The sequence below is a fragment of the Micromonospora sp. NPDC000442 genome, from assembly GCF_042898635.1.
Taxonomy (GTDB): Bacteria; Actinomycetota; Actinomycetes; order Mycobacteriales; family Micromonosporaceae; genus Micromonospora.
Genome location: NZ_JBIAYZ010000003.1, coordinates 137449 through 163038, shown reverse-complemented (window position 1 = coordinate 163038; position 25590 = coordinate 137449). Strand labels below are relative to the sequence as shown.

General features: G+C 72.2%; 23 protein-coding genes. 6 read left to right on the top strand and 17 right to left on the bottom strand.

Annotated features, from left to right (window positions below; genetic code table 11):
* Positions 1 to 135: 135 nt before the first annotated feature.
* Both ACFY2A_RS05695 and ftsY read right to left on the bottom strand, forming a co-directional pair.
* Positions 136 to 999 (bottom strand): aminoglycoside phosphotransferase family protein, encoded by an 864-nt coding sequence (locus ACFY2A_RS05695; RefSeq protein WP_363916986.1) that lies wholly within the window; start codon positions 997 to 999, stop codon positions 136 to 138.
* Between the two features lie 6 nt (positions 1000 to 1005).
* Entirely contained in the window at positions 1006 to 2190 is a 1185-nt protein-coding gene (gene ftsY / locus ACFY2A_RS05690) for a signal recognition particle-docking protein FtsY (protein WP_363916984.1), read from the bottom strand.
* 186 nt (positions 2191 to 2376) lie between these two features.
* Here ftsY and ACFY2A_RS05685 point away from each other — a divergent pair, with 186 nt between their 5' ends.
* Entirely contained in the window at positions 2377 to 4086 is a 1710-nt protein-coding gene (locus tag ACFY2A_RS05685) for an alkaline phosphatase D family protein (protein WP_387168914.1), read from the top strand.
* Positions 4087 to 4139: 53 nt separating this feature from the next.
* Entirely contained in the window at positions 4140 to 4661 is a 522-nt protein-coding gene (locus ACFY2A_RS05680) for a DinB family protein (protein WP_387168911.1), read from the top strand.
* 34 nt (positions 4662 to 4695) lie between these two features.
* Here ACFY2A_RS05680 and ACFY2A_RS05675 read toward each other — a convergent pair whose 3' ends face one another.
* The 3 genes from ACFY2A_RS05675 to ACFY2A_RS05665 all read right to left on the bottom strand — a co-directional run bounded on the left by ACFY2A_RS05675 (position 4696) and on the right by ACFY2A_RS05665 (position 9422).
* Positions 4696 to 5316, bottom strand: a complete 621-nt coding sequence (locus ACFY2A_RS05675; protein WP_387168908.1) for an HAD family hydrolase — start codon at positions 5314 to 5316, stop codon at positions 4696 to 4698.
* Complete coding sequence (gene smc / locus ACFY2A_RS05670) at positions 5316 to 8930, bottom strand: chromosome segregation protein SMC (protein WP_387168905.1); 3615 nt, start codon at positions 8928 to 8930, stop codon at positions 5316 to 5318. The genes ACFY2A_RS05675 and smc overlap by 1 nt, the downstream gene beginning before the upstream one ends.
* A 297-nt stretch (positions 8931 to 9227) precedes the next feature.
* Positions 9228 to 9422, bottom strand: a complete 195-nt coding sequence (locus tag ACFY2A_RS05665; protein ID WP_093401709.1) for a hypothetical protein — start codon at positions 9420 to 9422, stop codon at positions 9228 to 9230.
* Positions 9423 to 9793: 371 nt separating this feature from the next.
* Between ACFY2A_RS05665 and ACFY2A_RS05660 the strand changes: the two genes are divergently transcribed.
* Positions 9794 to 11152: a CAP domain-containing protein gene (locus ACFY2A_RS05660; RefSeq protein WP_387168902.1), complete on the top strand. Its 1359-nt coding sequence runs from the start codon at positions 9794 to 9796 to the stop codon at positions 11150 to 11152.
* A 108-nt stretch (positions 11153 to 11260) separates the two neighbouring features.
* Positions 11261 to 12103: an endo alpha-1,4 polygalactosaminidase gene (locus ACFY2A_RS05655; protein ID WP_387168899.1), complete on the top strand. Its 843-nt coding sequence runs from the start codon at positions 11261 to 11263 to the stop codon at positions 12101 to 12103.
* Between the two features lie 106 nt (positions 12104 to 12209).
* On the opposite strand, the gene mutM is transcribed toward ACFY2A_RS05655, so the two are convergent.
* The 8 genes from mutM to rsmD all read right to left on the bottom strand — a co-directional run bounded on the left by mutM (position 12210) and on the right by rsmD (position 17765).
* Positions 12210 to 13067: a bifunctional DNA-formamidopyrimidine glycosylase/DNA-(apurinic or apyrimidinic site) lyase gene (gene mutM, locus ACFY2A_RS05650; protein WP_387168896.1), complete on the bottom strand. Its 858-nt coding sequence runs from the start codon at positions 13065 to 13067 to the stop codon at positions 12210 to 12212.
* Positions 13060 to 13938 (bottom strand): ribonuclease III, encoded by an 879-nt coding sequence (gene rnc / locus ACFY2A_RS05645; RefSeq protein ID WP_387168892.1) that lies wholly within the window; start codon positions 13936 to 13938, stop codon positions 13060 to 13062. The genes mutM and rnc overlap by 8 nt, the downstream gene beginning before the upstream one ends.
* A complete protein-coding gene (locus tag ACFY2A_RS05640) occupies positions 13935 to 14888 on the bottom strand; it encodes a phosphate acyltransferase PlsX (RefSeq protein ID WP_387169485.1) in 954 nt (317 codons plus the stop codon). Before ACFY2A_RS05640 ends, rnc begins: the two co-directional genes overlap by 4 nt.
* Positions 14889 to 15017: 129 nt before the next feature.
* Complete coding sequence (gene rpmF / locus ACFY2A_RS05635) at positions 15018 to 15191, bottom strand: 50S ribosomal protein L32 (RefSeq protein ID WP_091435485.1); 174 nt, start codon at positions 15189 to 15191, stop codon at positions 15018 to 15020.
* A 5-nt stretch (positions 15192 to 15196) separates the two neighbouring features.
* Positions 15197 to 15760: a YceD family protein gene (locus tag ACFY2A_RS05630; RefSeq protein ID WP_363916966.1), complete on the bottom strand. Its 564-nt coding sequence runs from the start codon at positions 15758 to 15760 to the stop codon at positions 15197 to 15199.
* A 230-nt stretch (positions 15761 to 15990) separates the two neighbouring features.
* The gene (locus ACFY2A_RS05625) at positions 15991 to 16488 is read right to left on the bottom strand and encodes a hypothetical protein (protein WP_363916964.1); all 498 of its coding nucleotides are present in this window, start codon (positions 16486 to 16488) and stop codon (positions 15991 to 15993) included.
* Positions 16489 to 16719: 231 nt separating this feature from the next.
* Entirely contained in the window at positions 16720 to 17205 is a 486-nt protein-coding gene (gene coaD / locus ACFY2A_RS05620) for a pantetheine-phosphate adenylyltransferase (RefSeq protein ID WP_387168888.1), read from the bottom strand.
* Positions 17202 to 17765, bottom strand: a complete 564-nt coding sequence (rsmD, locus tag ACFY2A_RS05615; RefSeq protein WP_387168885.1) for a 16S rRNA (guanine(966)-N(2))-methyltransferase RsmD — start codon at positions 17763 to 17765, stop codon at positions 17202 to 17204. Before rsmD ends, coaD begins: the two co-directional genes overlap by 4 nt.
* A 285-nt stretch (positions 17766 to 18050) precedes the next feature.
* Between rsmD and ACFY2A_RS05610 the strand changes: the two genes are divergently transcribed.
* Positions 18051 to 19568: a cell wall anchor protein gene (locus ACFY2A_RS05610; RefSeq protein ID WP_363916958.1), complete on the top strand. Its 1518-nt coding sequence runs from the start codon at positions 18051 to 18053 to the stop codon at positions 19566 to 19568.
* A 224-nt stretch (positions 19569 to 19792) separates the two neighbouring features.
* On the opposite strand, the gene recG is transcribed toward ACFY2A_RS05610, so the two are convergent.
* Positions 19793 to 21997 carry an ATP-dependent DNA helicase RecG gene (recG, locus tag ACFY2A_RS05605; RefSeq protein WP_387168881.1) on the bottom strand — a complete coding sequence of 735 codons (2205 nt, stop codon included), beginning with the start codon at positions 21995 to 21997 and terminating at the stop codon, positions 19793 to 19795.
* Positions 21994 to 23595 (bottom strand): DAK2 domain-containing protein, encoded by a 1602-nt coding sequence (locus ACFY2A_RS05600; protein WP_387168878.1) that lies wholly within the window; start codon positions 23593 to 23595, stop codon positions 21994 to 21996. Before ACFY2A_RS05600 ends, recG begins: the two co-directional genes overlap by 4 nt.
* A gap of 216 nt (positions 23596 to 23811) precedes the next feature.
* Here ACFY2A_RS05600 and rpmB point away from each other — a divergent pair, with 216 nt between their 5' ends.
* Positions 23812 to 24003: a 50S ribosomal protein L28 gene (gene rpmB / locus ACFY2A_RS05595; RefSeq protein WP_093401721.1), complete on the top strand. Its 192-nt coding sequence runs from the start codon at positions 23812 to 23814 to the stop codon at positions 24001 to 24003.
* Between the two features lie 89 nt (positions 24004 to 24092).
* Here rpmB and ACFY2A_RS05590 read toward each other — a convergent pair whose 3' ends face one another.
* Complete coding sequence (locus ACFY2A_RS05590; protein WP_363916952.1) at positions 24093 to 24554, bottom strand: GNAT family N-acetyltransferase; 462 nt, start codon at positions 24552 to 24554, stop codon at positions 24093 to 24095.
* Positions 24555 to 24603: 49 nt separating this feature from the next.
* Positions 24604 to 25542: a thiamine-phosphate kinase gene (locus ACFY2A_RS05585; protein WP_387168874.1), complete on the bottom strand. Its 939-nt coding sequence runs from the start codon at positions 25540 to 25542 to the stop codon at positions 24604 to 24606.
* Positions 25543 to 25590: the final 48 nt, after the last annotated feature.

Here is a 25590-nt window from a genome sequence, read left to right as displayed (position 1 = left end):
CCGAACCGTGACGGCTTGTTTCGGACGTGTGAAGAAAAACGCACACCTCAGCGCTTCGACGGGGGTGGATCGGCCATTTGGTGCCGGTCTATCCCCCCGACGGCCCAGAGATCGGCGGGAGACCCCGTAGATCTCTCAGCGCAGGGCGTGCTCGAGGGCGTGTCGCTCGTAGTCGAGCAGCCGCAGATCCCGCATCGGCCGCCGCAGGTGGCCCTTGTGCACGATCCGGACGAAGGCCGGCTCCCCCGCCGCGGCCATCCGGCGGATGCCCTCGACGTGGTCGACGATCCGCTTGCGGATGGTCCGGATCAGCCGGTGCCGGTCGCGCGGAATGAGCCCGTACGCGTCGGCGAAGAGCCGCAGCCGGCGCGGTCGGTCGGGGCGCTTCCAGCCGAGGGTGATGGAGTCCCGGTCGGAGAAGATCGGCACCCAGGTCCACGCGGCGTACGCGACGTCGTAGATCCGGGCACCGGGCGAGGCGAGGTCGAAGTCGATCAGCCCGAGGGTGCCGTCCGGCCGCCAGATCACGTTGTGCGGTGCCGCGTCGTGGTGGCAGATGACCTCGGTGTCCGGCGGCGGCGGGCCGAACGAGCGCCACACCGCCTGCGGCGGCGGCACGAAACCGTACTGGGCGTCGTGGAACATCCGCAGCATGGTGGCGACGGTGACCAGAGCCTCGTCGGTGACCCAGTGCGGGGCCAGCGGGTACTCCCCGCACTCCCCCTCCAGGTACGACAGCACCTCCCGGTTGCGCTCGTCCATGCCGAGGGCACGGGGCGCACCGGTGAACCCGACGTACTCCAGGTGACGCAGCAGGGCGTGCACCGACGGGGTCCACGGCCCGGCGTTGCGCCGCACGGTGTCACCGACCCGCACCACGGTGCTCACGTTCCCGCCGTGCAGCGGGATCTCCTGCGAGGTCACGTACGGTCTCCCGAGGCGCTGCGACGGGTGGCTCGGTTCGCGCCAGCCCGCGTACGCGCGGTCGTCTCTGGTCACCCGAGGTTACGCGGTCTGACCGGAGGACTCGGTACCCAGCAACGCGTCGACGAACTGCGCCGGGTCGAACGGCGCCAGGTCGTCCGGGCCCTCGCCGAGGCCGACCAGCTTCACCGGGATGCCGAGCTTGCGCTGCACGGCGATGACGATGCCGCCCTTGGCGGTGCCGTCGAGCTTGGTCAGCACCACACCGGTGACGTTTACCACCTCGGTGAAGACGCGCGCCTGCTCCAGCCCGTTCTGACCGGTGGTGGCGTCGAGCACCAGCAGTGTCTCGTCGATCGGGCCGTGCTTCTCGACCACCCGCTTGACCTTGCCCAACTCGTCCATCAGGCCGATCTTGTTCTGCAACCGGCCGGCGGTGTCGACGAGGACCGTGTCCACCCCGGTCTCGATGCCCCGCTTGACCGCGTCGAAGGCGACGCTGGCCGGGTCGGCGCCCTCGGGACCGCGGACGGTCTCGGCCCCGACCCGCCCGGCCCAGGTCTGCAACTGGTCGGCGGCGGCGGCCCGGAAGGTGTCGGCGGCGCCGAGCAGCACGCTGCGGCCGTCGGCGATGAGCACCCGGGCGATCTTGCCGCAGGTGGTGGTCTTGCCCGCGCCGTTCACCCCGACCACGAGCAGCACCGCCGGCACGCCCTCCTTCGGGGCGGTGTGCAGCGACCGGTCCAGCCCCGGGTCGAGCGCGTTCACCAGTTCGGCCGCGAGCAGGGAGCGCAGTTCGGCGACCGACCGGGTACCCAGCACCCGGGTGCGCTCCCGCAGCCGGTCGACGATGTCCCGGGTGGCGTCGACGCCCACGTCGGCGGTGATCAGGCTGTCCTCGATCTCCTCCCAGACGTCCTCGTCGAGCCGGTCCCGGCTGAGCAGGCCGAGCAGGCCCTTGCCGAACACGTTCTGCGACCGCGACAGCCGGGAGCGCAGCCGCACCAGCCGGCCGGCGGTCGGCTCGGGCACCTCGACGGTCGGTGCCGGCGCCTCGACCGGCGGCTCGACCAGGACACCGGTGGACAGATCGGCCTCCGGTGCCTGCACCGGCGGCCCGGCGAGATCCTCCTCCGCCCGGGTGTCGACCTCCGTACGCGGCAACGGCGGCTGCGGCCGTCGACGCAGCCGCGGCACGACCAGCCCGATGCCGCCGAGGATCAGCAGACCGAGCAGGGCGAGAGCGATGAGGAGGTATTCCGTCATGCCGGAATCCTGTCAGATGCCGGCGATCACGTCTCAGCCACCGCTCCCGCCGGGCCCGGCAGTTCCCCGGCGCCCGACCGCTCCGGGTGTCGGCCCAGGAAGCGGCGGTAGTCTCGGCCACAGTTGGCAGTGGTGCGCCGCCGGCCGGGTAGTAAAGGATGAAGTTCTCTCGTCTGGAGGTCCCGTATGCCCGCCGAGCTGCTCATCGGCCCCCTGCTGCGCCGGGTCGTCGGCACTCGGGCCACCGTCTGGGTGGAGACCACGACGCCGGCGGTGGTCACCGTCCGCACGGTCGGCGGCGCCACCGGCACCGCGCCCACCTTCAGCGCGTACGACCATCATTACGCGCTCGTGGTGGTCGACGGGCTCACCCCGGACAGCACGAGCGCGTACGAGGTGCTGGTCGACGACGAGGTGGTCTGGCCGACGCCGGACAGTCGCTTCCCACCCAGTGTCATCCGCACCCGGGCCTCCGACGACCGGGACCAGCCGGTCCGACTGCTCTTCGGTTCCTGTCGGGAGACCACCCAGCACGCGACCACCCGCAAGTTGCCGCCGGACGCGCTCGACGCGTACGCCCGGCGGGTGATCGCCGACCCGGACCCGGCGGCCCTGCCCGACCTGCTGCTGCTGCTCGGCGACCAGGTCTACGCCGACGAGACCTCGCCGACCGTGAAGCGCCTGCTGCGCCGCCGGCGGCGGCGTCCGGAGGGCGCCCCGAGGGACCAGGTGGTCAGCTTCGACGAGTACACCAAGCTCTATCTGGAGTCCTGGCGCGACCCGGAGATCCGCTGGCTGCTCTCGACCGTGCCGAGCGTGATGATCTTCGACGATCACGAGATCATCGACGACTGGAACACCTCGGCCTCCTGGCGGGCCGAGATGCGCGATCAGCCGTGGTGGGCCGAGCGGATCGCCAGTGGGCTGGCCTCCTACTGGGTCTACCAGCACCTGGGCAACCTCTCCCCGGACGAGATCGCCGCGGACCCGGTGTTCGCCAAGGTGAGCACGGCGGAGAACGCCACCGGGGTGCTGCGGGAGTTCGGTGCGCGGGTCGACACCGAGGCCGACCTGGCCCACGACACCGAGCGCTGGCGGGCGGTGCAGTACCAGTGGAGCTACGCGCTCGACCTGGGGCGCACCCGGTTGGTGATGCTGGACAACCGGTGCAGCCGGGTGCTGCTACCCGGTCGGCGGGCGATGCTGCCGCCGGGTGAGTGGTCGTGGTTCGTCGACCGTGCCCACGGTGGCTACGACCACCTCGTGGTCGGCTCCTCGCTGCCGTGGCTGCTGCCGCCCGGCATCCACCACGTCGAGACGTGGAACGAGAAGTTGGCCGACTCGCCCCGGCGGTGGGTTGCCGGGCTGGGCGAACGGCTGCGCCGCGCGCTGGATCTGGAGCACTGGGCCGCGTTCCGCCGCTCGTTCGACGCGCTGGCGGAGCTGTTCGCCCGCATCGGCGCCGGCGCACCCGGTAAGCCCGACGACCGCAAGGGCGCCGGGCCGGCGTACCCGCCACCGGCGTCGATAAGCGTGCTCTCCGGCGACGTGCATCACTCGTACGTGGCGAGAGTCAGGTTCGCCGACCCTGGGGTGCACACCCCGGTGCACCAGCTGACCTGCTCGCCGATCCACAACCAGGTGCCGGCCGGGATGCGCCCGCTGATGCGGCTCGGGTGGGCACGCGGCCCGGCCGGAGCGGCCCGTGCCCTGGCCCGCACGGCCGGGGTCCGCCGGCCCCTGGTCAAGTGGCGCAAGCTGGCCGGGCCCTATTTCGGCAACGCGGTGGCGACGCTCACCCACGCCGGCCGTGGGGCCGAGGTGGTCATCGAGGGCACCACCGGTGACGGTCACCTGCACGAGGTCGCCCGGCACCGGCTCGCGCACGGCCGCTGAACGAACCACAAAAGCTGTCGCCGGCAGTCAGATGTCCGGGCCAGAATGCCCGGATGACATGGACAGCACCGGCGGTCGACCGGACCCCCGAGCCCTACGTTGGCGACGAGCGCACCATGCTGGAGGGCTGGCTGGATTATCACCGGCAGACCCTGCTGCTCAAGTGCGCGGGCCTCACCGCCGAGCAGTTGCGCACCGCAAGCGTCGAGCCGTCCGGCCTCACCCTGCTCGGGCTGGTCCGGCATCTGGCTGAGGTGGAGGCCTGGTGGTTCCGGGAAAACTTCGCCGGCGAGCCTGTCGACTACCCGTACTACACAGATGACGATCCGGACGCCGACCACGACGTCAGCACCGCCGACGCCGAGGCGGACTTCGCCACCTACCACCGACAGGTGGCGCTGGCCCGCGCCGCCGTCGTCGGCCGGTCGCTCGACGAGACGTTCACCGAGGTGGGACCGAAACGGCGCACGTTCAACCTGCGCTGGGTCTACGTCCACATGATCGAGGAGTACGCCCGGCACAACGGGCACGCCGACCTGATCCGCGAACGCATCGACGGCGCCGTCGGCGAGTGACCGAAAGTGCGGCTGGTCGACGCCCGGTGGCGCCTCAGCCGGCCAGGACGGCGCGCAGGTAGCGCAGGTCGGCCGACCCGTTCCAGCGGTACGCCGACAGCCCGGCGGCCCGGGCGCCGCTGATCGCCCGGTCCTCGTCGTCGACGAAGAGCACCCGGGCCGGCGGGGTCTCCAGCGCCGCGCAGGCTGCCTGGAAGTACTCGGGTGCCGGCTTGTGCACCCCGATGGCCGACGAGTTGACCACCACGTCCAACTCGTCGGTGAGCCCCAACGCGGCCAGGTCGGCGTCGAGCAGGTCGGTGGCGTTGGTGCCGAGCCCGACCCGGATGCCGGCGGCCCTCGCCTCGCGGACGAACGCCAGCACCTCCGGGTCGACCTCACCGCGATAGCGCTGCCACTGCGCCACCGCCGCACGCGCCCGCTCGGCGTCACCCACGGACGGCGTGAGCGCGTCGGCCACGCTGGTCATCCAGTCGGCGTGGCTGACCTGGCCGGTCAGCACCGGTTGCAGCCGCCCCCACTGCATGGCGATCTCGCCGAGCACACCGGCGGAGAGGCCGTACTCCCGCTCGACGCCGGCGGCGACCGCCGGATCCCAGCGCCGCAGCACACCGTCGAAGTCCACCAGGAGCGCCGTCGCGCGTTCCCGAGCCACTACCTGTTCTCCTCGCCGCGGCCCTGCCGCTCGTCATCGCCGTCGGCCCGGTTGAGCCGTTGACTGATCACCTGGGTCACCCCGCCGCGCATGGTCACACCGTAGAGCGCGTCGGCGATCTCCATCGTCCGCTTCTGGTGCGTGATGACGATGAGCTGGCTCTTCTCCCGTAGCTGGGCCAGCAGGGTGATCAGCCGGCCCAGGTTCACGTCGTCCAGGGCCGCCTCCACCTCGTCCATGATGTAGAACGGGCTCGGTCGGGCGCGGAAGATCGCCACCAGCATCGCCACGGCGGTCAGCGACCGCTCTCCGCCGGAGAGCAACGACAGCCGTTTGATCTTCTTGCCCGGCGGGCGGGCCTCGACCTCGACACCGGTGGTCAGCAGGTCGTCCGGGTCGGTGAGGATCAGCCGGCCCTCGCCACCGGGGAACAGCACGGTGAAGACCTGCTCGAACTCTCGGGCGGTGTCGGCGAAGGCGCTGGCGAAGACCTCCAGGATCCGTTCGTCGACGTCCTTGACGACGGTGAGCAGGTCCCGCCGGGTCGCCTTGAGGTCCTCCAACTGCTCGGAGAGGAACTTGTACCGCTCCTCCAGCGCCGCGAATTCCTCCAGAGCGAGCGGGTTGACCTTGCCGAGCAGGGCCAGTTCCCGTTCGGCCTTGGCGGCTCGCTTCTCCTGCACCGGGCGTTCGTAGCGGACCGGCTCGGGCACCGCCAGGCCGTCCCGCTCGGCGGCGGCCACCTCGGCCTCGGTTGGCGGCACCAACTGGCTCGGGCCGTACTCGGCGACCAGGGTCTCGACCGTCAGGCCGAAGTCCTCGGCGGCCTTGGCCTCCAGCTGCTCGATGCGCAACCGCTGCTCGGCGCGGGCGACCTCGTCCCGGTGCACCTGACTGGTGAGCCGTTCCAACTCCGCACCGAACCGCTTCGCGGCAGCCCGCACCTCCTGCAACTCCGCCTCGCGGGTGGCCCGTTCCCGCGCCACCGCGTCGCGGTGCTCCTCGGCCTGCGCGATGCTGCTGGTCAGCTGGGTCAACGCCGTGCGTGCGCCACCGGCCACCGCGCGGGCGATGGCGGCGCCCCGGGTCCGCGCCGCGCGCCGGGCCGCCGCCCGTTCCCGGGCCGCCCGCTCGGCACCGGCCTGCCGACGCAACGAGTCGGCCCGCCCGGCGATCGAGGCGACCCGCTCCTCGGCGGTACGCACCGCGAGCCGGACCTCCATCTCGTTCTGCCGGGCCTGCGGCACCATGGCGGCGAACTGGTCGCGTTCCTCGGTGGAGGGCTCCGCGTCGATCGGGGTGGCCTCCGCCAACCGCAGCCGCTCCTCCAGCTCGGCCAGGGTGGTCAGGTCCCGTTCCCGGGCCGCCTCGGCGCGCGATCGGGACTCGCCCAGCCGGTCGGTCTCCGCCTTCGCCGACCGGGCGGCGGCACCCAGCTCGGCGAGCCGCCGGGCGGCGGCGTTGCGGTGGCTCTCCGCCTCCCGCTTGGCCGCCGCGGCGTGCTGCACCGCCTCCTTGGCGGTGGCCACCTCGGCGCGCGCCTCGACCAGCTGTTCCCGCAGTTCGGCGCTGGTCCGCTCGGCCGCCAGCCGATTGGCCCGGGCCTCCTCGACGGCCGCCTGCACCTCGATGTAACTGGGTGCCTTGGCCGACCCGCCGGCCGCCGCGTACGCGCCGACCACGTCACCCTCCCGGGTGACCGCCCGCAGTTCGGGATTTCCGGTGACCACCTCGGCGGCGGCGGACAGGTCCGCCACCAGCACCACGTCCCGCAGCGCCCGGTGCACTGCGGGCCGGATCTGGGCGTCGCAGTCGACCAGGTCGGGTGCCCAGTGGGCACCTTCGGGCAGTTTCGGACGCAACGCGTCGGCCGAGCCGGACATCCCCGGCCCGGCCGGGCTGCCGACGAGCAGCCCGGCCCGCCCGGCGTCCGAGATCTTCAGCAGGCGCATCGCCTCGACGGCCTCGTCCACGCCGGTCACCGCGACCGCGTCGGCCAGCCCGCCGAGCGCCGCGGCGAGCGCCGCCTCGTGCCCCGGAGCCACCGTGAGCAGGCCGGCGAGACCACCCAGCAGGCCGGGCACCTGGTCGGCGCGGGCCAACAGGGCCCCGGCCCCGTCCTTGCGGCGCAGACCGAGGGCGAGCGCCTCCTCCCGAGCCTTCCAGGTCGCGGCATCCTTCTCCGCCGCCCGTTCCGCGTCCGACAGGGACCGGAGGTTTGCCTGTGCCTGCTCCTGGGCGGCGACGGCCTCGGCGTGCCTGGCGTCCAGGTCGGCGTTGTCCCGGTCCGCCTCGGTGGACTGCTCGGCGACCGCGTCCAGCTCGGCCTGGGCCCGCTCGGCGCGCGCCATCGCGTCGGTGTGCGCTGCGGCGAGCCGCTCGATCTCCTCGCCGGCGCTGGTGGTCCGCGCCCGGGCCGAGTTCACCTGCCCGGTCAGCCGGGCCAGGCCCTCCCGCCGGTCGGCGATCGCCTTCGCGGCGGCGACCAGTTCCCGCTCGGCGGCGGCGAGCTGCCGCTCCAGCTCCTGGCGGTGCTCGACCGCCTCGGCGAGCCGGACCTGGTCGTCGGTGAGCGCCGCGCGCAGTTCCTCCTCCTGCTCGCGGACCCGTTCGGCCTCGGCCTCCAGTTGTTCCGGGTCGCGGCCCGGGCGTTCGTCGTCCGGCGTCGCGGTCAGATGCCGCAGCCGTTCGACGGCGAGCTGCTCGATCGAGCGGAACCGTTCCTGCAACGCGGAGAGCCTGTACCAGGTGTCCTGGGCGGCGGCCAGCAGCGGAGCGTCGGAGGCCAACGCCTCCTCCAGCTCGCCGAGGCGGGACTGCACCTCGGCGTGTTCGGCCTCGACCTGCTCTCGGCGCTGCCGAAGCGCGGTCTCGTCCGCGATCTCCTTGTCCAGCGTGGTCCGCAGGGTGGCGAGGTCGTCGGCGAGCAGCCGCAGCCGGGCGTCGCGCAGGTTGGCCTGGATCACGGCGGCGCGGCGGGCCACCTCGGCCTGCCGTCCGAGGGGTTTGAGCTGTCGGCGCAGCTCGGCGGTGAGGTCGGTGAGCCGGTTGAGGTTGGTCTGCATCGCGTCGAGCTTGCGCAGCGCCTTTTCCTTGCGCTTGCGGTGCTTGAGGACGCCGGCCGCCTCCTCGATGAACGCCCGCCGGTCCTCCGGCTTGGCGTGCAGCATCCCGTCGAGCCGACCCTGCCCGACGATGATGTGCATCTCCCGGCCGATGCCGGAGTCCGACAGCAGCTCCTGGATGTCGAGCAGTCGGCACGAATCGCCGTTGATCTCGTATTCGCTCTCGCCGGAGCGGAACATCCGGCGGGTGATGGAGACCTCGGTGTACTCGATCGGCAGCGCACCGTCGGTGTTGTCGATGGTGAGGGTCACCTCGGCTCGGCCCAGCGGGGCCCGCCCGGCGGTGCCGGCGAAGATGACGTCCTCCATCTTGCCGCCGCGCAACGCCTTGGCACCCTGCTCGCCGAGCACCCAGGCGATGGCGTCGACGACGTTGGACTTGCCCGAGCCGTTCGGGCCCACCACGCAGGTGATCCCCGGCTCCAGCTTGAGCGTCGTCGCGGAGGCGAAGGACTTGAAACCCTTCACCGTCAGGCTCTTGAGATGCACCTTCTCGATCCTCGTCCGGTGGCCGCCGTACCGTCGCCCGGCTGCGCGGACCCTGGTAAACCCGCAGACTAACCCGGGACCGGGTGGAACACCCGACGCGACCCACCTGCCGGCCGCCGGACACCGACCGGACCGCGCCACCACACCGAACGGCCGATGCGATCGGCTACGCACAGAGCTGCGCGCCGGCACATCGTGTCGGCGCGCTCAGTGCGGTGGTGCTGTTCAGTTGTGGCGACCATGCGGTTCAGTCGCTTGCGGCGACCAGGTGGTGCAGTCGCTCGTGCGGCGACCAGGTCAGGTCAACGCGGGCTCGGCCAGACGAAGCAGATCGTCTGCCTCCGCCGCGGCCGCCGCGAGCCGATCGTTCTCGGCACGCAGCCGCGTGACCTCGAACTCCAGTGACTGAACCCTGGCACGCAGTCGGGTGACCTCGTCGAGCAGGCGCCGGTCGGGCGCCGCACCTACGTGGCCGTAGAGGGCCTTCGCCATTTTTACTCCTTGATGTGCGCTGCCGGAGAGGCCGGCCAACGCGCGCCCCTTCAAACGCGACTACCATTCCCACAATTTCTGGGCACGGCCGGGCGCGACTGGCGACATCACCATATTGAGCCGACAGCCCCTGCTTCGTCAAGTTCTCGCAGGCCGTAGATCATCTCGGCGTCGGCCACACCCGTCTCGGGAGGCTGCCACGAGGCGCGGACACGCTCTGTCCGGACGCCCCGACTCTACGCTCCGGAATCACCGAATACCTCACCCGGACGTACAGGCTCCTCTTAACTCTTCCTTAGCCGGATTGCTGCTGCTCAGACACAACACGTAGCGTCACCCCGGCCCGTAACTGACCCGTGGAGGCGACAGGCGTGCACGGCTGGAATGATCCGATCGACCCGGAGCACACCCCGCGGCGCGCGGAACCGCCGACCGACGACCCGGCCTGGTTGACCGACCGGCCGGCGCCACGGTCGTCCTACCTGTTCGGCGACGACCCGGAGGATCCGGCCGACGGGTGGTACCGCGATCAGCCGACCGAGCAGTGGCGGTCCGACGCTGCCCAGCCCTACCAGGCGACGGAGGCGTACCAGCCGACGGAGGCGTACCAGCCGGCGGAGCAGTCGTACCCGGTGGCGGGGCAGGACTGGTACGACGCCTCCGGCTCGTTCCACCAGGAGACCGGCTCGTTCCACCAGGAGATCGGGCGGCACCACCGCGACGACGACCTCACTGCCGTCCACGCCGCCGACTGGCCCACGCACCACGCGTCGCGGCAGGAGAGCCCGTACGCCTACGATGATCGGCTCGACCGGTACGCCGATCAGCCCGTCGGGTATACCGACCGGAGCAATGCGTACGCCGAACCGGTCGTCCGCCCTCACTACGGGCCGCAGACCGGACACCCGGAGCTGGCCGGCGTCGACGAGCCGCCGCTCGAACCGACCGCCGGGACCCGTCGGTCCCGCCGGCTGCCACGCCCCCTGGTGATGGGTGGCGCCGCCGCGGTCGCCACCCTCGTGGTGAGCATCGGCGTCGCGGCCCTCGCGCTGCCCGGCGACGACAGCCCGACCAACACCACGGCCGGCGAGGCACCGGTCGCCAGCGCGCCCGCCGTGCCGGAGGAGGATCAGGAGCTGGCGCTCGACCTGCCCGAGAGCGAGAGCCCGAGCGCCAGTCCCAGCCCCAGCGTCTCCCCCAGCGCCGCGACGGCGTCGCCGTCACCGAGCCGGACCACCCGGCCGAAACCCGCGCCCTCGCGCAGCACCGCCCCCTCCCGGCTGAGCGCCGACCGCCAGGGCAGCCCGAGCCGGGCCGCCTCCGCCGGTCCGTCGTCCTCCGGCAACGTCGCCTCGGAAGCGGCCGAGGTGGTCGCGCTGGTCAACGCCGAACGGGCGAAGGCCGGCTGCGGCGCGCTGAGCATCGACGACAAGCTGATGACGGCGGCTCAGCGGCACAGCCAGGACCAGGCCGACCACCGGAACATGTCGCACACCGGCAGCGACGGTAGCGACCCCGGCGACCGGATCGACCGGGTCGACTACGCCTGGCGCACCTACGGCGAGAACGTCGCCTGGAACCAGCGGACTCCGGCGGCGGTCATGGACGCCTGGATGAACAGCGACGGACACCGTGCCAACATCCTCAACTGCGCCTTCACCGAGATCGGCGTCGGCGTGGCGAGCAGCAACGGCCCGTACTGGACGCAGGTCTTCGCCGCACCGCGCTGAGCGCGAGTCCTTGTCGGGTCTGCGCTCGTTTGACCGGGTGGGTACGCCGAGACCCGGCGTACCGGCTCGGGCGGCCCGACGCCGCCCCCGCGACCTGCGGAGCTGGCGATGCGGTACGGCCTGGGCGGGCGACCGGCGCGGTGGATGCACCGCCGGGCGCTGCCGGCCGGTCTGACGTTCACGCTGCTCGTCACGGCTGCCGCCTGCCGGCCTGACCTCACCCCGCCCGGGGCGCCGACCAGTTGGCCGACCAGTTCGGCGCGGCACTGGCAGTGGCAGTGGCAGTTGGACGGGGTGCTCGATCCGGACGTCGAGGCGGACGTGTTCGTCCTCGACCCGGTCGACACCACCGCCGCACAGACCGCCGAGCTGCGCTCCCGGCACCGTCGGCTGGTCTGCCAGGTGCACATCGGGTCGGTGCGTCCGAGCGACCCCGACGCCAGCCGCTACCCGGCACGCGTACGCGGCGCGACGGTGGCCCGGACCGGGCGCGTCTGGTTGGACGTACGCCGGTGGGACGTCCTGCGGCCGGTGCTGGCCGACCGGTTCCGGCTCTGCCGTGGGAAGGGTTTCGGCGCGGTGATGTTCGCCGACGCCGACGGCTACGACAAGCGCTCCGGCTTCGCGCTGGAGTTCGACGACCAGTTGAGGTTCAACCGTCGGGTCGCCACGCTGGCCCGCTCGCTCGACCTCTCCCCGGGCCTGCTCGGCGATCTGGCGCAGGTCGCCGCGCTGGCACCGGACTTCGACTTCGCCGTCAACGAGGAGTGCGTACGGCGGGGCCAGTGCGACAAGTTGCTGCCCTTCGCCGACGCCGGCAAACCGGTCTTCCACGTCGAGTACGCCGGTGCCACCACCGACTTCTGCGTGACCAGCGTCGGCTACGGCTTCGCCTCGATCCGCAAGAACCGCAGCCTGGACGCCTGGCGCCTACCCTGCCCATCCCCCTGACGCCCACCCCAGCTGCGCCGATCTTGCACTTCTGGTCGCCGAAACGCACCTTTTGCGGCCTTAGCGGGGACAGAAACTGCAAGATCGCCGAGAAAGGGGGGCGGGGTCAGGGGCGGGGTTTGGGGCGGGGGCGGGGTTGGCAGCGGGGGCAGCTGTAGGACGAGCGGTTCATGAAGGGCTCGCGGCGGATCGGGGCACCGCAGCGGGAGCAGGGCTGCCCCTCGCGTCCGTACGCGTTCAACGACCGGTCGAAGTAGCCGCTCTCGCCGTTGACGTTGACGTAGAGGGCGTCGAAGCTGGTGCCACCCGCGGTGATCGCCTCACCGAGGACGTCCCGCACGTGCGCGAGCAGCCGCTGGGCGGCCGGGCGGGTCAGCGCGTCGGTGGACCGGGTGCCGTGCAGGCCGGCCCGCCACAGCGCCTCGTCGGCGTAGATGTTGCCCACGCCGGAGATCAGGCTCTGGTCGAGCAGCGCCCGCTTCACCTCGGTACGTCGCCGACGCAGCGCGGCCACGAACTCCGTGTCGGAGAACTCCGGGTCCAGTGGATCGCGGGCGATGTGGGCGATCTCCGCCGGCAGCGTGCCGCCGCCCTCGCTGACCGACAGCCCGCCGAACGTGCGCTGGTCGACGAAGCGCAGCTCGGGCCCGCCGTCGTCGAAACGGAACCGGACCCGCAGGTGCGGCTCGTCCGGCGTGTCCGCCGGTTGCAGCAGCAGTTGCCCGGACATCCCGAGATGCCCGACGACGGCGTCACCGCTGTCCAGCGGCAGCCAGAGATACTTGCCGCGCCGCCGGACGTCGAGCACCTTCCGGCCAGCCAGTACGTCGGCGAAATGAACCCCGCCGGGCACGTGTCGACGAACCGCCCGGGGGTGGCGTACCTCCACGTGGTGGATCCGGCGGCCGATGACCCAGCGGGACAGGCCCTGCCGGACGGTCTCCACCTCCGGCAACTCAGGCATGGTGCGCCTGGGCTTCGACCTCGCCCACCCGCTGGTCGTCGACCACCGCGTTCACCTGATCGTCGGCCGAACCGTCGGCGGTCGACCCAGCCTGACCGTCGGCGGTCGGCCCAGCCTGACCGTCGGCGGTCGCCCCTGCCTGGCCGTCGGCGGTTGCCTCAGCCTGCTCGGTAAGGGTCCGCCACGCCGATTCCGCGGCCCGCTGCTCGGCCTCCTTCTTGCTCCGCCCGTCGGCGCCGCCGTACCGGTTGCCGGCGACCACCACCCAGGCGGTGAAGGTCTTCAGGTGGTCCGGCCCGGTGCCCTCGATCCGGTATTCCGGGACGCCGAGGCCGAGCGCGGCGGTCAGTTCCTGAAGGCTGGTCTTCCAGTCCAGCGCGGCGCCCCGGCCGGCGGACTCGGCCATCAGCGGATCGAACAACCGGTGGATGACGATGGCGGCGGTGTCCAGGCCGTACTGGAGGTAGATCGCGCCGAGCAGCGCTTCGAGGGTGTCGGCGAGGATGCTGGCCTTGTCCCGGCCGCCGGTGGTCTCCTCGCCCTTGCCGAGCAGCAGGTACTGGCCGAGCCCGTCCGGGCCCAGACCGCGCGCCACGTCGGCGAGCGCGCGCATGTTGACCACGCTGGCCCGCAGCTTCGCCAGCTGGCCCTCCGGCAGGTCGGGATGGTTCTGGAAGAGCGCGGTCGTGATCACCACACCCAGCACCGAGTCGCCGAGGAACTCCAGCCGCTCGTTGGTGGGCAGGCCGCCGTTCTCGTACGCGTACGAACGGTGGGTGAGCGCGCGTTCCAGCAGCTCCGGGTCGAGTGAGACGCCGAAGGCGGCCTCCAGGTGGCCGACTGCGGGCCGCCGACGCTTGTCGTTGCTCATGATGTGCGTACCTCGGTGTCGGTCGTGCGATCGGTGCGGTCCCCGGCGAGCAGCGCGGCGACCCGCTCGGTGGCGTCGCGCCGCCAGAGGTGGGCGGCCAGGGCGATGCCGGAGGCGATGTCATCGACGCGGGCGGCGCCGTGGCAGACGACGACGGTGCCGGCCACTCCGAGCAGCGCGGCCGCCCGGGGGGCGCCGCCACCGGGCGGGGTCCCGCCGGCCATGGCGAACGCGCCTTCGACTGCTTTGAGCAGCACGTTACCGGTGAACCCGTCGGTGACCACCACATCGGCCCGCGTGCCGAGGCAGACGTCGTAACCCTCGACGAGCCCGACGTAGCGGGCCTCGCCGGGCAGCGCCGCCGCGCTGAGCATGGGGTCGGTGAGCCGGCGGGCCCGGTCGCCCTTGCCGGGTTCGGTGCCCACGGAGAGCAGCCCCACCCGGGGCGCAACGACGCCGTGGGCGACCGCGGCGTAGGCGGCACCGAGCGCGGCGTGCCGGGCGAGCGTCGTCGGGTTCGGTTCCAGCGAGCCACCGACGTCGAGCAGGACGACGGTGCCGGAGACGGCGGGCAGCGCGGCGGCGAGGGCCGGACGCCGTACATCGGGCCAGCGTCCGAGGCCGAGGGCGGCGGCGGTGACGGTCGCGCCGGTGGCGCCGGCGGAGACCAGCGCGTCAGCGTACCCGGCACGGACAGCGGCCACCGCCGCCCGGACGGTGGTCTCGGCGCGTGCCGCGCTGGGGTCGTCGGCCATGTCGACGACGGAGTGCGTCGGGCGGACCGTGATCCGATCCCGTTGCGCCGGATCGAGGGCGTCGATCAACACGCCGGCGGCCCTGGTCGGCCCGACGAGGAGCAGGTGCAGGTCCGGGTCGTCGCACACCGCCCGCAGAGCGCCGTCCACCACGACGGCGGGAGCCTCGTCCCCGCCGAGGAGGTCAACGGCGATCCGTGCGACGCCCGACTCCGTCTCGACGCCGACCGGCCTGAGCCGGCCGGCGTCGGCCGGAGTTGCGGGCGACCGCCGGGGGGTGTGCGTCACCCGACCTGTGGTCGGAGACGTCACGCGCCGTCCAGGTCAGACCTCAAGGACCTGGCGGCCGTTGTAGGTGCCGCAGACCGAGCAGGCGGCGTGCGGCAGCTTCGCGGACTTGCACTGCGGGCAGGCGACGGTCGCGACCGCCGCGGCCTTCCAGTTCGCCCGGCGGGACCGGGTGTTGCTGCGCGACATCTTGCGCTTGGGGACGGCCACGGTTCTTACTCCTCTGTACGGGTCAGTTGCGACAGGCCCGCCCAACGCGGGTCGATCTGCTGGTGGCTGTGATCGGCCGGCAGATCGTCCCGGTGCACCCCGCATTCGGGGCACAGACCTGGGCAGTCCTGGCGGCAGAGCGGATTGTTCGGCAGCGCGAGCACCACCGCGTCCCGCAACGCCGGTTCCAGGTCGATCAGGTCTCCCTGCATTCGACCCACTTCGTCCTCTTCGGTGGTGGCGTCCGTGGTGCTGTTCTCGTACGCGTACAGCTCCTGGATCGTCACCGTCACCGAGTCGTTGATCTCGCGCAGGCAGCGACCGCACTCGCCCCGGATCGGACCGCTGACGGTCCCCGAGACGAGCACGCCCTCGGACACCGACTCCATCCGCAGATCGAGGTCGAGGCCCGCGCCCTCCGGCACGCCGATCAACTCCACGCCGAGGTCCGACGGTGCCGGGACCACCCGTTCGACGGTACGCAGAGCACCAGGTCGGCGCGGCAACTCCCTCGTGTCGAGGACCAGCGGCGACCTGGGGTCGAGTGAAGTGGGTGAGTTCTTGGGCATAGTTAGACTCCGGCCGGTGAGAGGCCGACAAACGAGGTTACCTGGACGGACGCCCCAGCGTCGAACCGGGGTGACCAGCGGCCCGCCGCGTTCCCGGGTCGGCGATCCGGGAACGCCGGACAGCCCGGCCGATGGCGGACGTTCCGACCGACGGCGGGATCTCCCGGAGAGGCGGCGGACCTTCCGGGAGAGGGGAGGCGGCGGACCTTCCGGGAGACACGCGCCGGTGGTCAGAAGGGCAGTGGGCGCTCCGCCTCGTCGCCGGCGAAGGTGCCGATCTCCCGCAGCGCGTGCATCTTGTCCCGGCCGCGCTCTATCGAGGCCAGCGCCCGAGTGAGGAACTGCTCGAAGTTGGCCAACGCGGTGTCGACGTAGTCGTCGACCTCCTCGCGCAGCCGCTGCGCCTCCGCCCGCGCCTCGGCGATGATCCGGGCACCCTCGTGCTCGGCGGAGACGGTGATCTCGTTCACCGAGACCAGGCGGGCGTGTTCCGCCTCACCCTCGTTGATGATGCGGTCGGCCTCCCGCTTGCCGGCCTCCATGATCTTGTCCCGCTCCTCCAGCAGAGCGGCGGCGCGGCGCAGGTCGGCGGGGAGTTCGGCACGTAGTTCGTCGAGGGCCGCGATCATCTCGCCCCGGTCGACCATGCAGTTGTTGCGCGACATCGGCACGGAGCGCGCCTGCTCCACGATGGTGATCAGTTCGTCGATGCGGTCGAGCGGGTCCACCGGTACCTCACTCCTGTCGTTCGTCGGGCCGACCTACATCATGCGGGCTGCGGCCGGTTTCCCGCTTCACCCATGATGTCGTCCGCCACCAACCCCGCACCGACCCCTCCTCGGGCGTGTCGCCCCGCCCCATCTCGCGATCTTGCACTTTCCGTCCCCGCAAACCACGCCGAAAGCGACAGAAAGGCGACCAGAACTGCAAGATCGCGGAAGTGGGACACAGGTCGCGCGTCAGGGTGGTGGGGGGACCAGGCGGGCCTTGAGGGCGTCGCGGACCACGTCGGGTACGTGGGGGGTGACGTCGCCGCCCCACTTGGCCACGTCCTTGACCAGACTTGAGGAGAGGAAGGAGTAGAGCGGGTTGGTCGGCATGAACAGCGTCTCGACCCCGGCGAGGCCGATGTTCATCTGGGCCATCTGCAACTCGTAGTCGAAGTCGCTGACCGCCCGCAGGCCCTTGATGAGCACGGTCGCCCGCTGCGCCCGGCAGAAGTCCACCAGCAGACCCCGGAAGGACTCCACCCGCACGTTGCCGTAGGAGGCGGTCACCTCGCGGAGCATGTCGATGCGCTCCTCGACGGTGAACAGGCCACTCTTCGACTGGTTGACCAGTACGCCGACGATCACCTCGTCGAACAGCCGGCTGGCCCGGCCGACGATGTCGAGGTGACCGTTGGTGACCGGGTCGAACGATCCGGGACACACCGCACGTCTCATGATCGGCGACCGTACCAAAGGGTGGTCTCGCCGTACCGGCGACTGCGCTGGCCAGTGATGCCTTCCACCCACTCGACCGGTCCGCCACGGCTGGACCGCTCGACCACCACCAATGCCTCCGGCGCCAGCCACCCCCCGTCCACCAGAGCGGCGAGCATCGCGCGGACGCCGTCGTCCGGCAGGGCGTATGGCGGATCGGCGAAGACGACGTCGTACGGGCCATCCTCCGCACCGGCGGCCAGCACGGTGGCGACCTTGCCGGTGACCAGTCGGGCCGAGGTACCGACCCGCAGCGCCGCCAGGTTCTCCCGGATCACCCGGGCGGCACGCGGGTCGGACTCGACCAGCAGCGCGTGCGCGGCGCCCCGCGACAGCGCCTCCAGGCCGACGGCACCCGAGCCGGCGTAGAGGTCGGCGAAGCGGCTCCCGTCGAGGTCCACCTCGGCTTCGACCGCGCTGAACAACGCCTCGCGTACCCGATCGGAGGTGGGTCGGGTGCCGGCACCGGGCGGGGCGGTGATCCGCCGGCCACCGAGGCTGCCCGCGACGATGCGGGTCATCGCTCGCTCCTGCTCACCTTCCTGACGCTACGCGAGGCGGCAATCGGAGCGTGCAGCCCTCACATGATCACTGCGGGTATATCAATAATCTCACATTCATAACATCTCACTTAAGCTTGCCTGAGGGCTGTTTCGTTTCTCACGATCTCGCTAGGGTCTGCCCGGTGCCGGCGCTTCGCCGTCGGTCATCGGCACGGGAGGCACCCTCTCAGGCGCGGCACGTGCCGCCAGCGCCGTCCGTCCCGCCCGCGCCGACCTTGACGCTTCTTCACCCCGGGAGTACGCGTGATCCGACCCAAGCTGTCGCTGCGGCGGCCGCTGGCTGTCCTGGCAGCCGCCCTCATCGGCCTGACCGGAGCAGCGGCGGTGGCCACCCCCGCCAGCGCTCACCACACCACCATCTCCGCCATCGTCGCCTGCGACCAGCTCAGTGGTGAGCGGGTCATCACGTGGACGGTGGTCAACAGCGAGAAGCGGAAGACGGCCACCATCACCGGTGTGAAGGCCAACCCGGAGACCGACGTCCTGCTCCTGAGCGACGGGACCACCCACCTCAAGGACGCGGTGATCCAGAAGGGCGGCTCCGTCGAGGCCGTCCAGCGGGTGCCCGGCGACACCACCAGCGCCACGCTGACGGTCGACGCCGCCTGGTTCATGAAGGGCGACCCCTGGAAGAAGAAGGCGCCGCGGTCGTCGGACTCGAAGACCATCGACCTCACCGCGGACGGTGCGTGCACCCCGGCGCCGAAGTGCGTCGACGCCAGCGAGGCGAAGTACAGCCACACCTTCGACGGTCCGAAGGGCACGGCGACGGTCAAGCTGGAGGGTGACCTGCCGCTGTGCGGTGACGAGAAGCAGTACTTCACCCTGGTGTCGTACTTCGCGCCGCGCCCGCAGTTCGCCACCCCGCAGTACGTCTACGGCGAGCCGGACAGCGACTTCCTCGGCGCCGGCCAGAACGAGATCGAGCTGAACGTCGGTGTCCCGGACTGCCACACCCAGGTCGACCTGATCTGGGGCGGCGTCGACGAGGTCATCGACCCGCTGGTCGAGGACGGCCCGCGCTACGGCTCCAAGAAGCTGGGCGAGAAGGCTGCTCCCGGCAACCGTTCGTCGGGTCCGCAGGGCTGGTACAACGGCGGCAGCAAGAACTGCACCACCCCGGCGTCCACCTTCTCCTCCGCCTGCGACGGCAGCGTCACCGTCTCGCTGAGCAACGACGGTTCGATCTCCAAGTACCCGGTCGAGTTCGAGGTCCGGGGCGAGAACGGCTGGTCCAAGACCGTCACGGTCGCGCCGGGCAAGGCCGACAACGAGACCGTGGTGCCCGCCGAGAACGCCGGCAAGATCGAGGTGCTGGTCGACGGCAAGGTCATCGAGAACGGCACCTACTCCTGGGAGCGTCCCGAGGACTGCCCGCTGCCGACGGTCACCACCGACGCGGACTGCGAGACCTTCGGGCTGACCGCGTCGAACCCGGAGGGTGGCATGCCGGTCAAGGTGGAGTTCACCTACGGCGACAAGACCGAGACCCGTACCGTCGCGCCGGGCTCGTCGGAGAAGGTCACCTTCCCGGCCGGTGAAGAGGAGGCGGCGCTGGTCGTCCTGCCGGAGCTGGGCCTGGAGCTTGAGGTCGTCTACGCGCCCGAGGGCTGCGGTGGCGGTGGCGGCGGCGAGGAGCCGGGCCTGCCGGTGACCGGTGCTGCGGCCGGCGGCATCGCCGCGGGCGCGATCGCCCTGCTGGCGCTGGGCGCGGTCCTGTTCGTGATGGCGCGGCGGCGGCGGATCCACTTCACCGCCTGAGCCGAGCTGAGCGTGCCCGCCCCGGTCACCCCGTTCCACGGGTGACCGGGGCGGTTCGCTTGTCGCGACCGCCCGTGCAGCGGGGAACCTGGCGGGACAGGCTCCCGCGTCGTCGTCGATGTCGAGATGACATGCTCATGTCGCTCTGACCTGGACGATCAGGGCATGTCCGCCCCGGTGACCCGGGCGCGGGGGATCGGAGCAGCCAGCGGCTCGGAACCCGGTCAGCCCTTTTCGAGATACTCGGCGCGGTCGGCGTCGACAAGCGCGGCGACCGAGGCGGCCAGCGCCGGATGTCGGGCCAGTTCCGGATCCTCCTCGACCAACGCGATCGCCTCCGCCCGCGCGTCCCGGATCAGTTCCGCGTCGCGCAGCAACGACAGCAGGCGCAGGTGCGAACGGCGGCCGGACTGGGTGGCACCCAGTACGTCCCCCTCCCGCCGCTGCTCCAGGTCCAGCTCGGCCAACTTGAAACCGTCCGTCGTGGAGGCGACCGCGTCCAGTCGCTCGCGTGCCCCGCTGCCCTCGGCCGCCTCGGTCACCAGCAGGCAGAGCCCGGGCGCGCTGCCCCGGCCCACCCGACCGCGCAACTGGTGCAGCTGCGAGACGCCGAACCGGTCGGCGTCCAGCACCACCATCATCGTCGCGTTGGGTACGTCCACCCCCACCTCGACCACCGTGGTGGCCACCAGCACGTCCAGCTCGCCAGCGGCGAAGGACCGCATCACCGCATCCTTCTCGTCGGCCGGCAGCCGGCCGTGCAGGACCCCGATCCGCAGACCGTGCAGCGGCCCGTCGGCCAGCAACGGCGCGACCTCGGTCACCGCCAGCGGCGGACGCCGTTCCGAGTCGTCGACCGGCGGCGGCTCCTCCTCGGCGCCGGACGTCGAATCCCCGATCCGGGGACAGACCACGTAAGCCTGGTGGCCGGCGGCCACCTCCTCCCGCAGCCGACGCCAGGCACGATCGAGGAAGGCCGGCTTCTCCGCGGCCGGTACGACGTGCGAGGCGATCGGTGACCGACCGCGCGGCAGTTGGGACAGGGTGGAGATCTCCAGGTCGCCGTAGACCGTCATGGCCACCGTACGAGGGATCGGGGTGGCGGTCATCACCAGTACGTGCGGCGGCTGATCCGCCTTGGCCCGCAACGCGTCCCGCTGCTCGACGCCGAACCGGTGCTGCTCGTCGACCACGACCAGACCGAGATCGGCGAAGTCGACCCCCTCGTAGAGCAGGGCGTGGGTGCCGAGCACGATGCCGGCCGCACCGCTGGCGACCTCGGCCAGCGCCCGACGCCGAGCCGCCGCGCCCAGCGAGCCGGTGACCAGTTCCACTCGGGTGGCGTGCTCGGCGGCACCCAGCTCACCGGCCTGGGCGAGCGGGCCGAGCAGGTCGAGCATGCCCCGGTGGTGCTGGGCGGCGAGCACCTCGGTCGGGGCCAGCAGCGCGGCCTGCCCGCCCGCGTCGACCACCTGGAGCATCGCCCGCAGCGCCACCACGGTCTTGCCGGAGCCGACCTCACCCTGCAACAGGCGGTGCATCGGATGACCGGTGGCGAGGTCGGCGGAGATCTCCACGCCGACGTCACGTTGACCGGCGGTCAGCTCGTACGGCAGCCGGGCGTCGAACGCGTCGAGCAGACCACCCGATCGCCCGGGCCGGGGACGCGCGGGCGACGCGGCGGCGTCACGCTTCCGTCGGACCAGGGTCACCTGCACGGCGAACGCCTCGTCCCACTTCAGCCGCCGACGGGCCCGGTACAGCTCCTCCCGGCTGGACGGCCGGTGGATCTCCCGGAGGGCGGTGCCCAGGCCGACCAGGTTCCGGCTGGCCCGCACCGTCGCGGGCAACGAATCCTCCGGCGGGGCCACCGTGTCCAGCACCACCCGCACGCAGCGGGCGATCACCCAGGTGGGCACCGCCGCAGCGGCGGGGTAGACCGGAATGAGCGCCCCGGCGAACTCCTCGATCTGCTCGCTGGCCGCGACCTCGGTGTCGGTCTGCTCCCCCAGCAGGACGTACTCCGGGCCGTTGAGCTGCCGCCGGCCGCGGAACTCGGTGACCTTTCCGGCGAACAGCCCCCACCGGCCGGGCCGCAGTTCGCGTTCGCGCCACGCCTGGTTGCCGAAGAAGGTGAGGGTGAGGCTGCCCCCGGAGCCGTCGCCGACGGTGACCTCCAGCAGGTTGCCCCGCCGCTGACGCATCGGGCGTACGGCGGTGCGCTGCACCTGGGCCAGCACGGTGACCTGCTCGCCGACGTCCAACGCGCGGATGTCGGTGTGCTCGCCACGCTCGTCGTAGCGACGGGGGAAGTGGTAGACGAGGTCACCGGCGGTGTGCAGGTCGAGGTGGCCGGCGAGCGCCTTGGCGGTCTTCTCACCGACCAGCTTCTTCAGCGGAGTGTCCAGGTCGGACGGATCGGCGGTCATTCGACACCGACCAGCAGGGGATGGTGTGGTTGCCCGCCCGGGTATGCCTGCACCTCCACGAAGGGCCAGCGCGCCGTGATGTGCGCCCGCACCGCGTCGACCAGCCCGTCGGGCGCGTCGGCACCGACGAGCAGGGTGACCAGTTCGCCACCACCGCCGAGCATCCGGTCGACAAGCGCGACGCAGGTGTCCACCAGGTCGGCGCCGATCAGGTTCACCTCTCCCTCGACCAGGGCGAGCACGTCACCGGCGCGGCACGGGCCGGCGACGGTGAGCGCCTCGCGGCCGGCCCGGCACACCTCGGCGTACCGGCAGGCCCCGGCGGCCTCGGCCATCGCGATCACGTCGTCGGCGAAGCGGCGCTGCGGATCGCGCACGGCCAGCGCCGCCAGCGCCTGCACCGGTGACCGGGTCGGTACCACCGCCACCTCCACCCCCAGCCGGTGCGCCTCCTCGGCGACCTGGTTCGCCACCGCCTGGGCGTCCGGGTCGTTGGGCAGCACCACCACGCGGGCCGCGCCGGTGGCGCGTACCGCGTCGAGCAGCTCCCCGGTCGAGGGGTTGCCGGGCACCACCACCGCTCCCTCGGCGGCGAGCAGCTCGGCGATCCCGGCACCGGCGGCCACCACCACGGCGGCCCGCCCGTCGGGCAGTCGGGGCGGTGCGGGCTCCAGGTGGTCGGCGAAGCGGGTCACCGCGATCTGGTGCGGGCGGCCGGCCACCACCCCCGCCTCGATCGCCGCGCCGGCATCGTTGACGTGCACGTGGACCTGCCAGGTGCCCTGGTCGCCGACGACCACCAGGGAGTCGCCGATCGTGGCCAGTGTCTCCCGCATCCGCTCCACCGCAGTCGGCTCGGCGTCGAGCAGGAACTGCACCTCGTAGGCGTACTCCGGCGAGCCGGTCTCCCGGGCGACGGTGACCGGCGGACGCACCGGGGGAAGACTGGGCGCCGGCCGCTCCGGGCGCTCCCCCGTCACCACCTCGACCAGGGCGTCGAGCAGCAGGCACAGCCCCTGCCCACCGGCGTCGACCACCCCGGCCCGGGCCAGCGCCGGCAACTGTTCGGGGGTGCGGGCCAGGGCGCCGGCCGCAGCGTTGGCCGCCGCCCGGGCCACCACGCGCAGCTCGTCGCTGCCCGCCTGCTCGGCCGCGTCGGCGGCGGCCGAGACCACGGAGAGCAGGGTGCCCTCGACCGGGCGGGCCACCGCCGTGTACGCCGCGTCGGTGGCCTCGCGCAGGGCGGCGGCCAGCTCCCGGCCCCGCACCTTCGGGGCGGCGGCCAGCGTGTCGGCGAGACCCCGCAGGATCTGCGACAGGATCACCCCGGAGTTGCCCCGCGCGCCGAGCAGGGCACCCCGGGCCATCAGGCGCAACGCGTGCCCGTGCGCGGTCGAGATGCCGTCGGCGTGGGTGTCGAGATCCATCGCCAGCGCCTGCTGCGCGGAGGTGAGGGTGAGCACCAGGTTGGTGCCGGTGTCACCGTCGGGCACCGGGTAGACGTTCAGCTCGTCGATTTCACCCTGGTGCCGCTTGAGCGCGGCCAGGCCGCTGGCGCACCAGCGGCGCACGGCGGCGGCGTCGAGGGTGTCCAGCACGGTGGCAGCCTACTGGCGTACGCTGACACTTGCCCGACACCGGGTGGGTCCGGCCCAATTCGGGTTTCGCGGGCACCCTGCTGTCCGGTTCGCCTGCTGCGCCTGTCGGTGGCCGAGCCCGGTTGGGCGGGCGACTTCCCATCGGGTACCCTGGCCAGGTTGCCCGGGCTGCGCCTGGTGCCGACTTCATGAACGTTTCAATCCCAGGAGTATCCCGTGGCTAGCGTGTGTGACGTCTGTGGCAAGGGGCCGGGCTTCGGCCACAACGTGTCCCACTCGCACCGGCGGACCAACCGCCGCTGGAACCCGAACATCCAGTCGGTGCGTACCCCGGCCGGTGGCGGCACGACCAAGAAGCTGAAGGTCTGCACGTCCTGCATCAAGGCGGGCAAGGTCGCCCGCGCCTGACGCGGTAGCACCAGGGACATCACGACTGTCAACACCGGCGGGCCCCAGCGGGCCCGCCGGTGTTGTCGTGTCCGCAGGGAGCCGGATGCTCAGAGCGTGCGGCCGAACGACAGGCAGCCGGGCTCGTCGGCGTAGAAACCGAAGTTGGGGATCCGCTCGTAGCCGGCCGCCTTGTACAACGCGATCGCCTCGGGCTGCCGGTCACCACACTCCAGGATGATCCGCCGACGGCCGTGCTCACGGGCCGAGCGTTCGATGGCCGCCAGCACGGTACGGGCCACGCCCCGTCCCCGGGCCTCCGGCGCGGTGTACATCCGCTTCAACTCGGCGATCTCCTCGCCGTGGCTGCGCCAGCCGCCGCAGCCCACCGGCACCCCGTCGATCCGGGCGACCAGGAACGCCCCGGTCGGCGGTGCGAACTCGCTCGCGTCGATCGGGGTCTCGTCGCCGCTGCCGCCGTAGCGGGCGCCCAGGTCGGCCAGGGTCGCGGTGATCAACCGCTGGGCCACCGGAGAGTCGAACGGCACCGTGTGGATCTCGATTTCCTGCACCCGTGCAGGGTACGACCCGGCTGGCGGCACACCGCCGGGTGGCCGGTGGTCAGCGGAAATGGTCCCATCCGGCCGGGCCGTCGAACGGTCGGCCGTCCACCGTCACACCGGAGCCCTCGGCGACCCGGCCGATCGCCCGCCAGCCCGGTGGCAGGGCCGTCGCCGGGGGGAAGGTCGCGGCCAGCGCATGGTCATCGCCACCGGCCAGCAGCCATGCGTACGGGTCGACGCCGAGCGCCTGCGCGGCGTCGCGCATCTGCGGCGGCACCTCGAAGGCGTCCCGGCTGATGTCGATGGCCACTCCGCTGGCCTTCGCCACGTGCCCGAGGTCGGCGAGCAGCCCGTCCGAGACGTCGATCATGGCGGTGGCACCGAGCCGGGCGGCCTGCGGTCCGGCCGGGTAGGGCACCTCCGGTCGCCGGTACGCCTCGACCAGCAGCCGGGGCGTCCGGAAGCCACGGGAGAGCACGGTGAACCCGGCCGCCGCGTACCCGGTGCGACCGGCCAGGGCGAGCAGGTCACCGGGTCGGGCACCGGCCCGGGTCACCGGTGACCGACCACCCAGGTCGCCGAGCGCGGTGACCGCGATGGTAAGCGTGGGGCTGGCCGACATGTCTCCGCCCACCACGCTGGCCCCCACACCGGCCGCCTCGGTGCCAAGCCCGTCGGCAAGTTGCTCCATCCAACTGGTGTCGACGTCCGCCGGTACGCAGAGCGCGACCAGCAGGGCGGTCGGCTCGGCACCCATGGCCGCCACGTCGGCGAGGTTCGCCGCCGCCGCCCGCCGGCCGATGTCGTGAGCACCGGACCAGTCCCGGCGGAAGTGCCGCCCCTCGACCAGGACGTCGGTGGTGGCGACCACCCGGGCGTCCGGCGCGGCGACCACTGCGGCGTCGTCACCGGGGCCGAGCAGCACCGTGGGGCCGTACGACAGCCGGGCGGTCACCCGGTCGATCAACCCGAACTCGCCGACACCCGCGACGCTCACGACGGCACTCCGCTGCGCTGCGTGCCGCCGTGAGGCACCACCGCACTG

Bases quoted from the DNA above. Each gene is read 5' to 3' on its own strand.
- coaD (WP_387168888.1), bottom strand. From the start codon at position 17,205: ATGAGACGTGCGGTGTGTCCCGGATCGTTCGACCCGGTCACCAACGGT.
- rnc (WP_387168892.1), bottom strand. From the start codon at position 13,938: ATGAGCAACGACAAGCGTCGGCGGCCCGCAGTCGGCCACCTGGAGGCC.
- ACFY2A_RS05685 (WP_387168914.1), top strand. From the start codon at position 2,377: ATGCCCGCCGAGCTGCTCATCGGCCCCCTGCTGCGCCGGGTCGTCGGC.
- recG (WP_387168881.1), bottom strand. From the start codon at position 21,997: ATGACCGCCGATCCGTCCGACCTGGACACTCCGCTGAAGAAGCTGGTC.
- ACFY2A_RS05630 (WP_363916966.1), bottom strand. From the start codon at position 15,760: ATGCCCAAGAACTCACCCACTTCACTCGACCCCAGGTCGCCGCTGGTC.
- ftsY (WP_363916984.1), bottom strand. From the start codon at position 2,190: ATGACGGAATACCTCCTCATCGCTCTCGCCCTGCTCGGTCTGCTGATC.
- ACFY2A_RS05655 (WP_387168899.1), top strand. From the start codon at position 11,261: ATGCGGTACGGCCTGGGCGGGCGACCGGCGCGGTGGATGCACCGCCGG.
- ACFY2A_RS05680 (WP_387168911.1), top strand. From the start codon at position 4,140: ATGACATGGACAGCACCGGCGGTCGACCGGACCCCCGAGCCCTACGTT.
- ACFY2A_RS05665 (WP_093401709.1), bottom strand. From the start codon at position 9,422: ATGGCGAAGGCCCTCTACGGCCACGTAGGTGCGGCGCCCGACCGGCGC.
- rsmD (WP_387168885.1), bottom strand. From the start codon at position 17,765: ATGACCCGCATCGTCGCGGGCAGCCTCGGTGGCCGGCGGATCACCGCC.
- mutM (WP_387168896.1), bottom strand. From the start codon at position 13,067: ATGCCTGAGTTGCCGGAGGTGGAGACCGTCCGGCAGGGCCTGTCCCGC.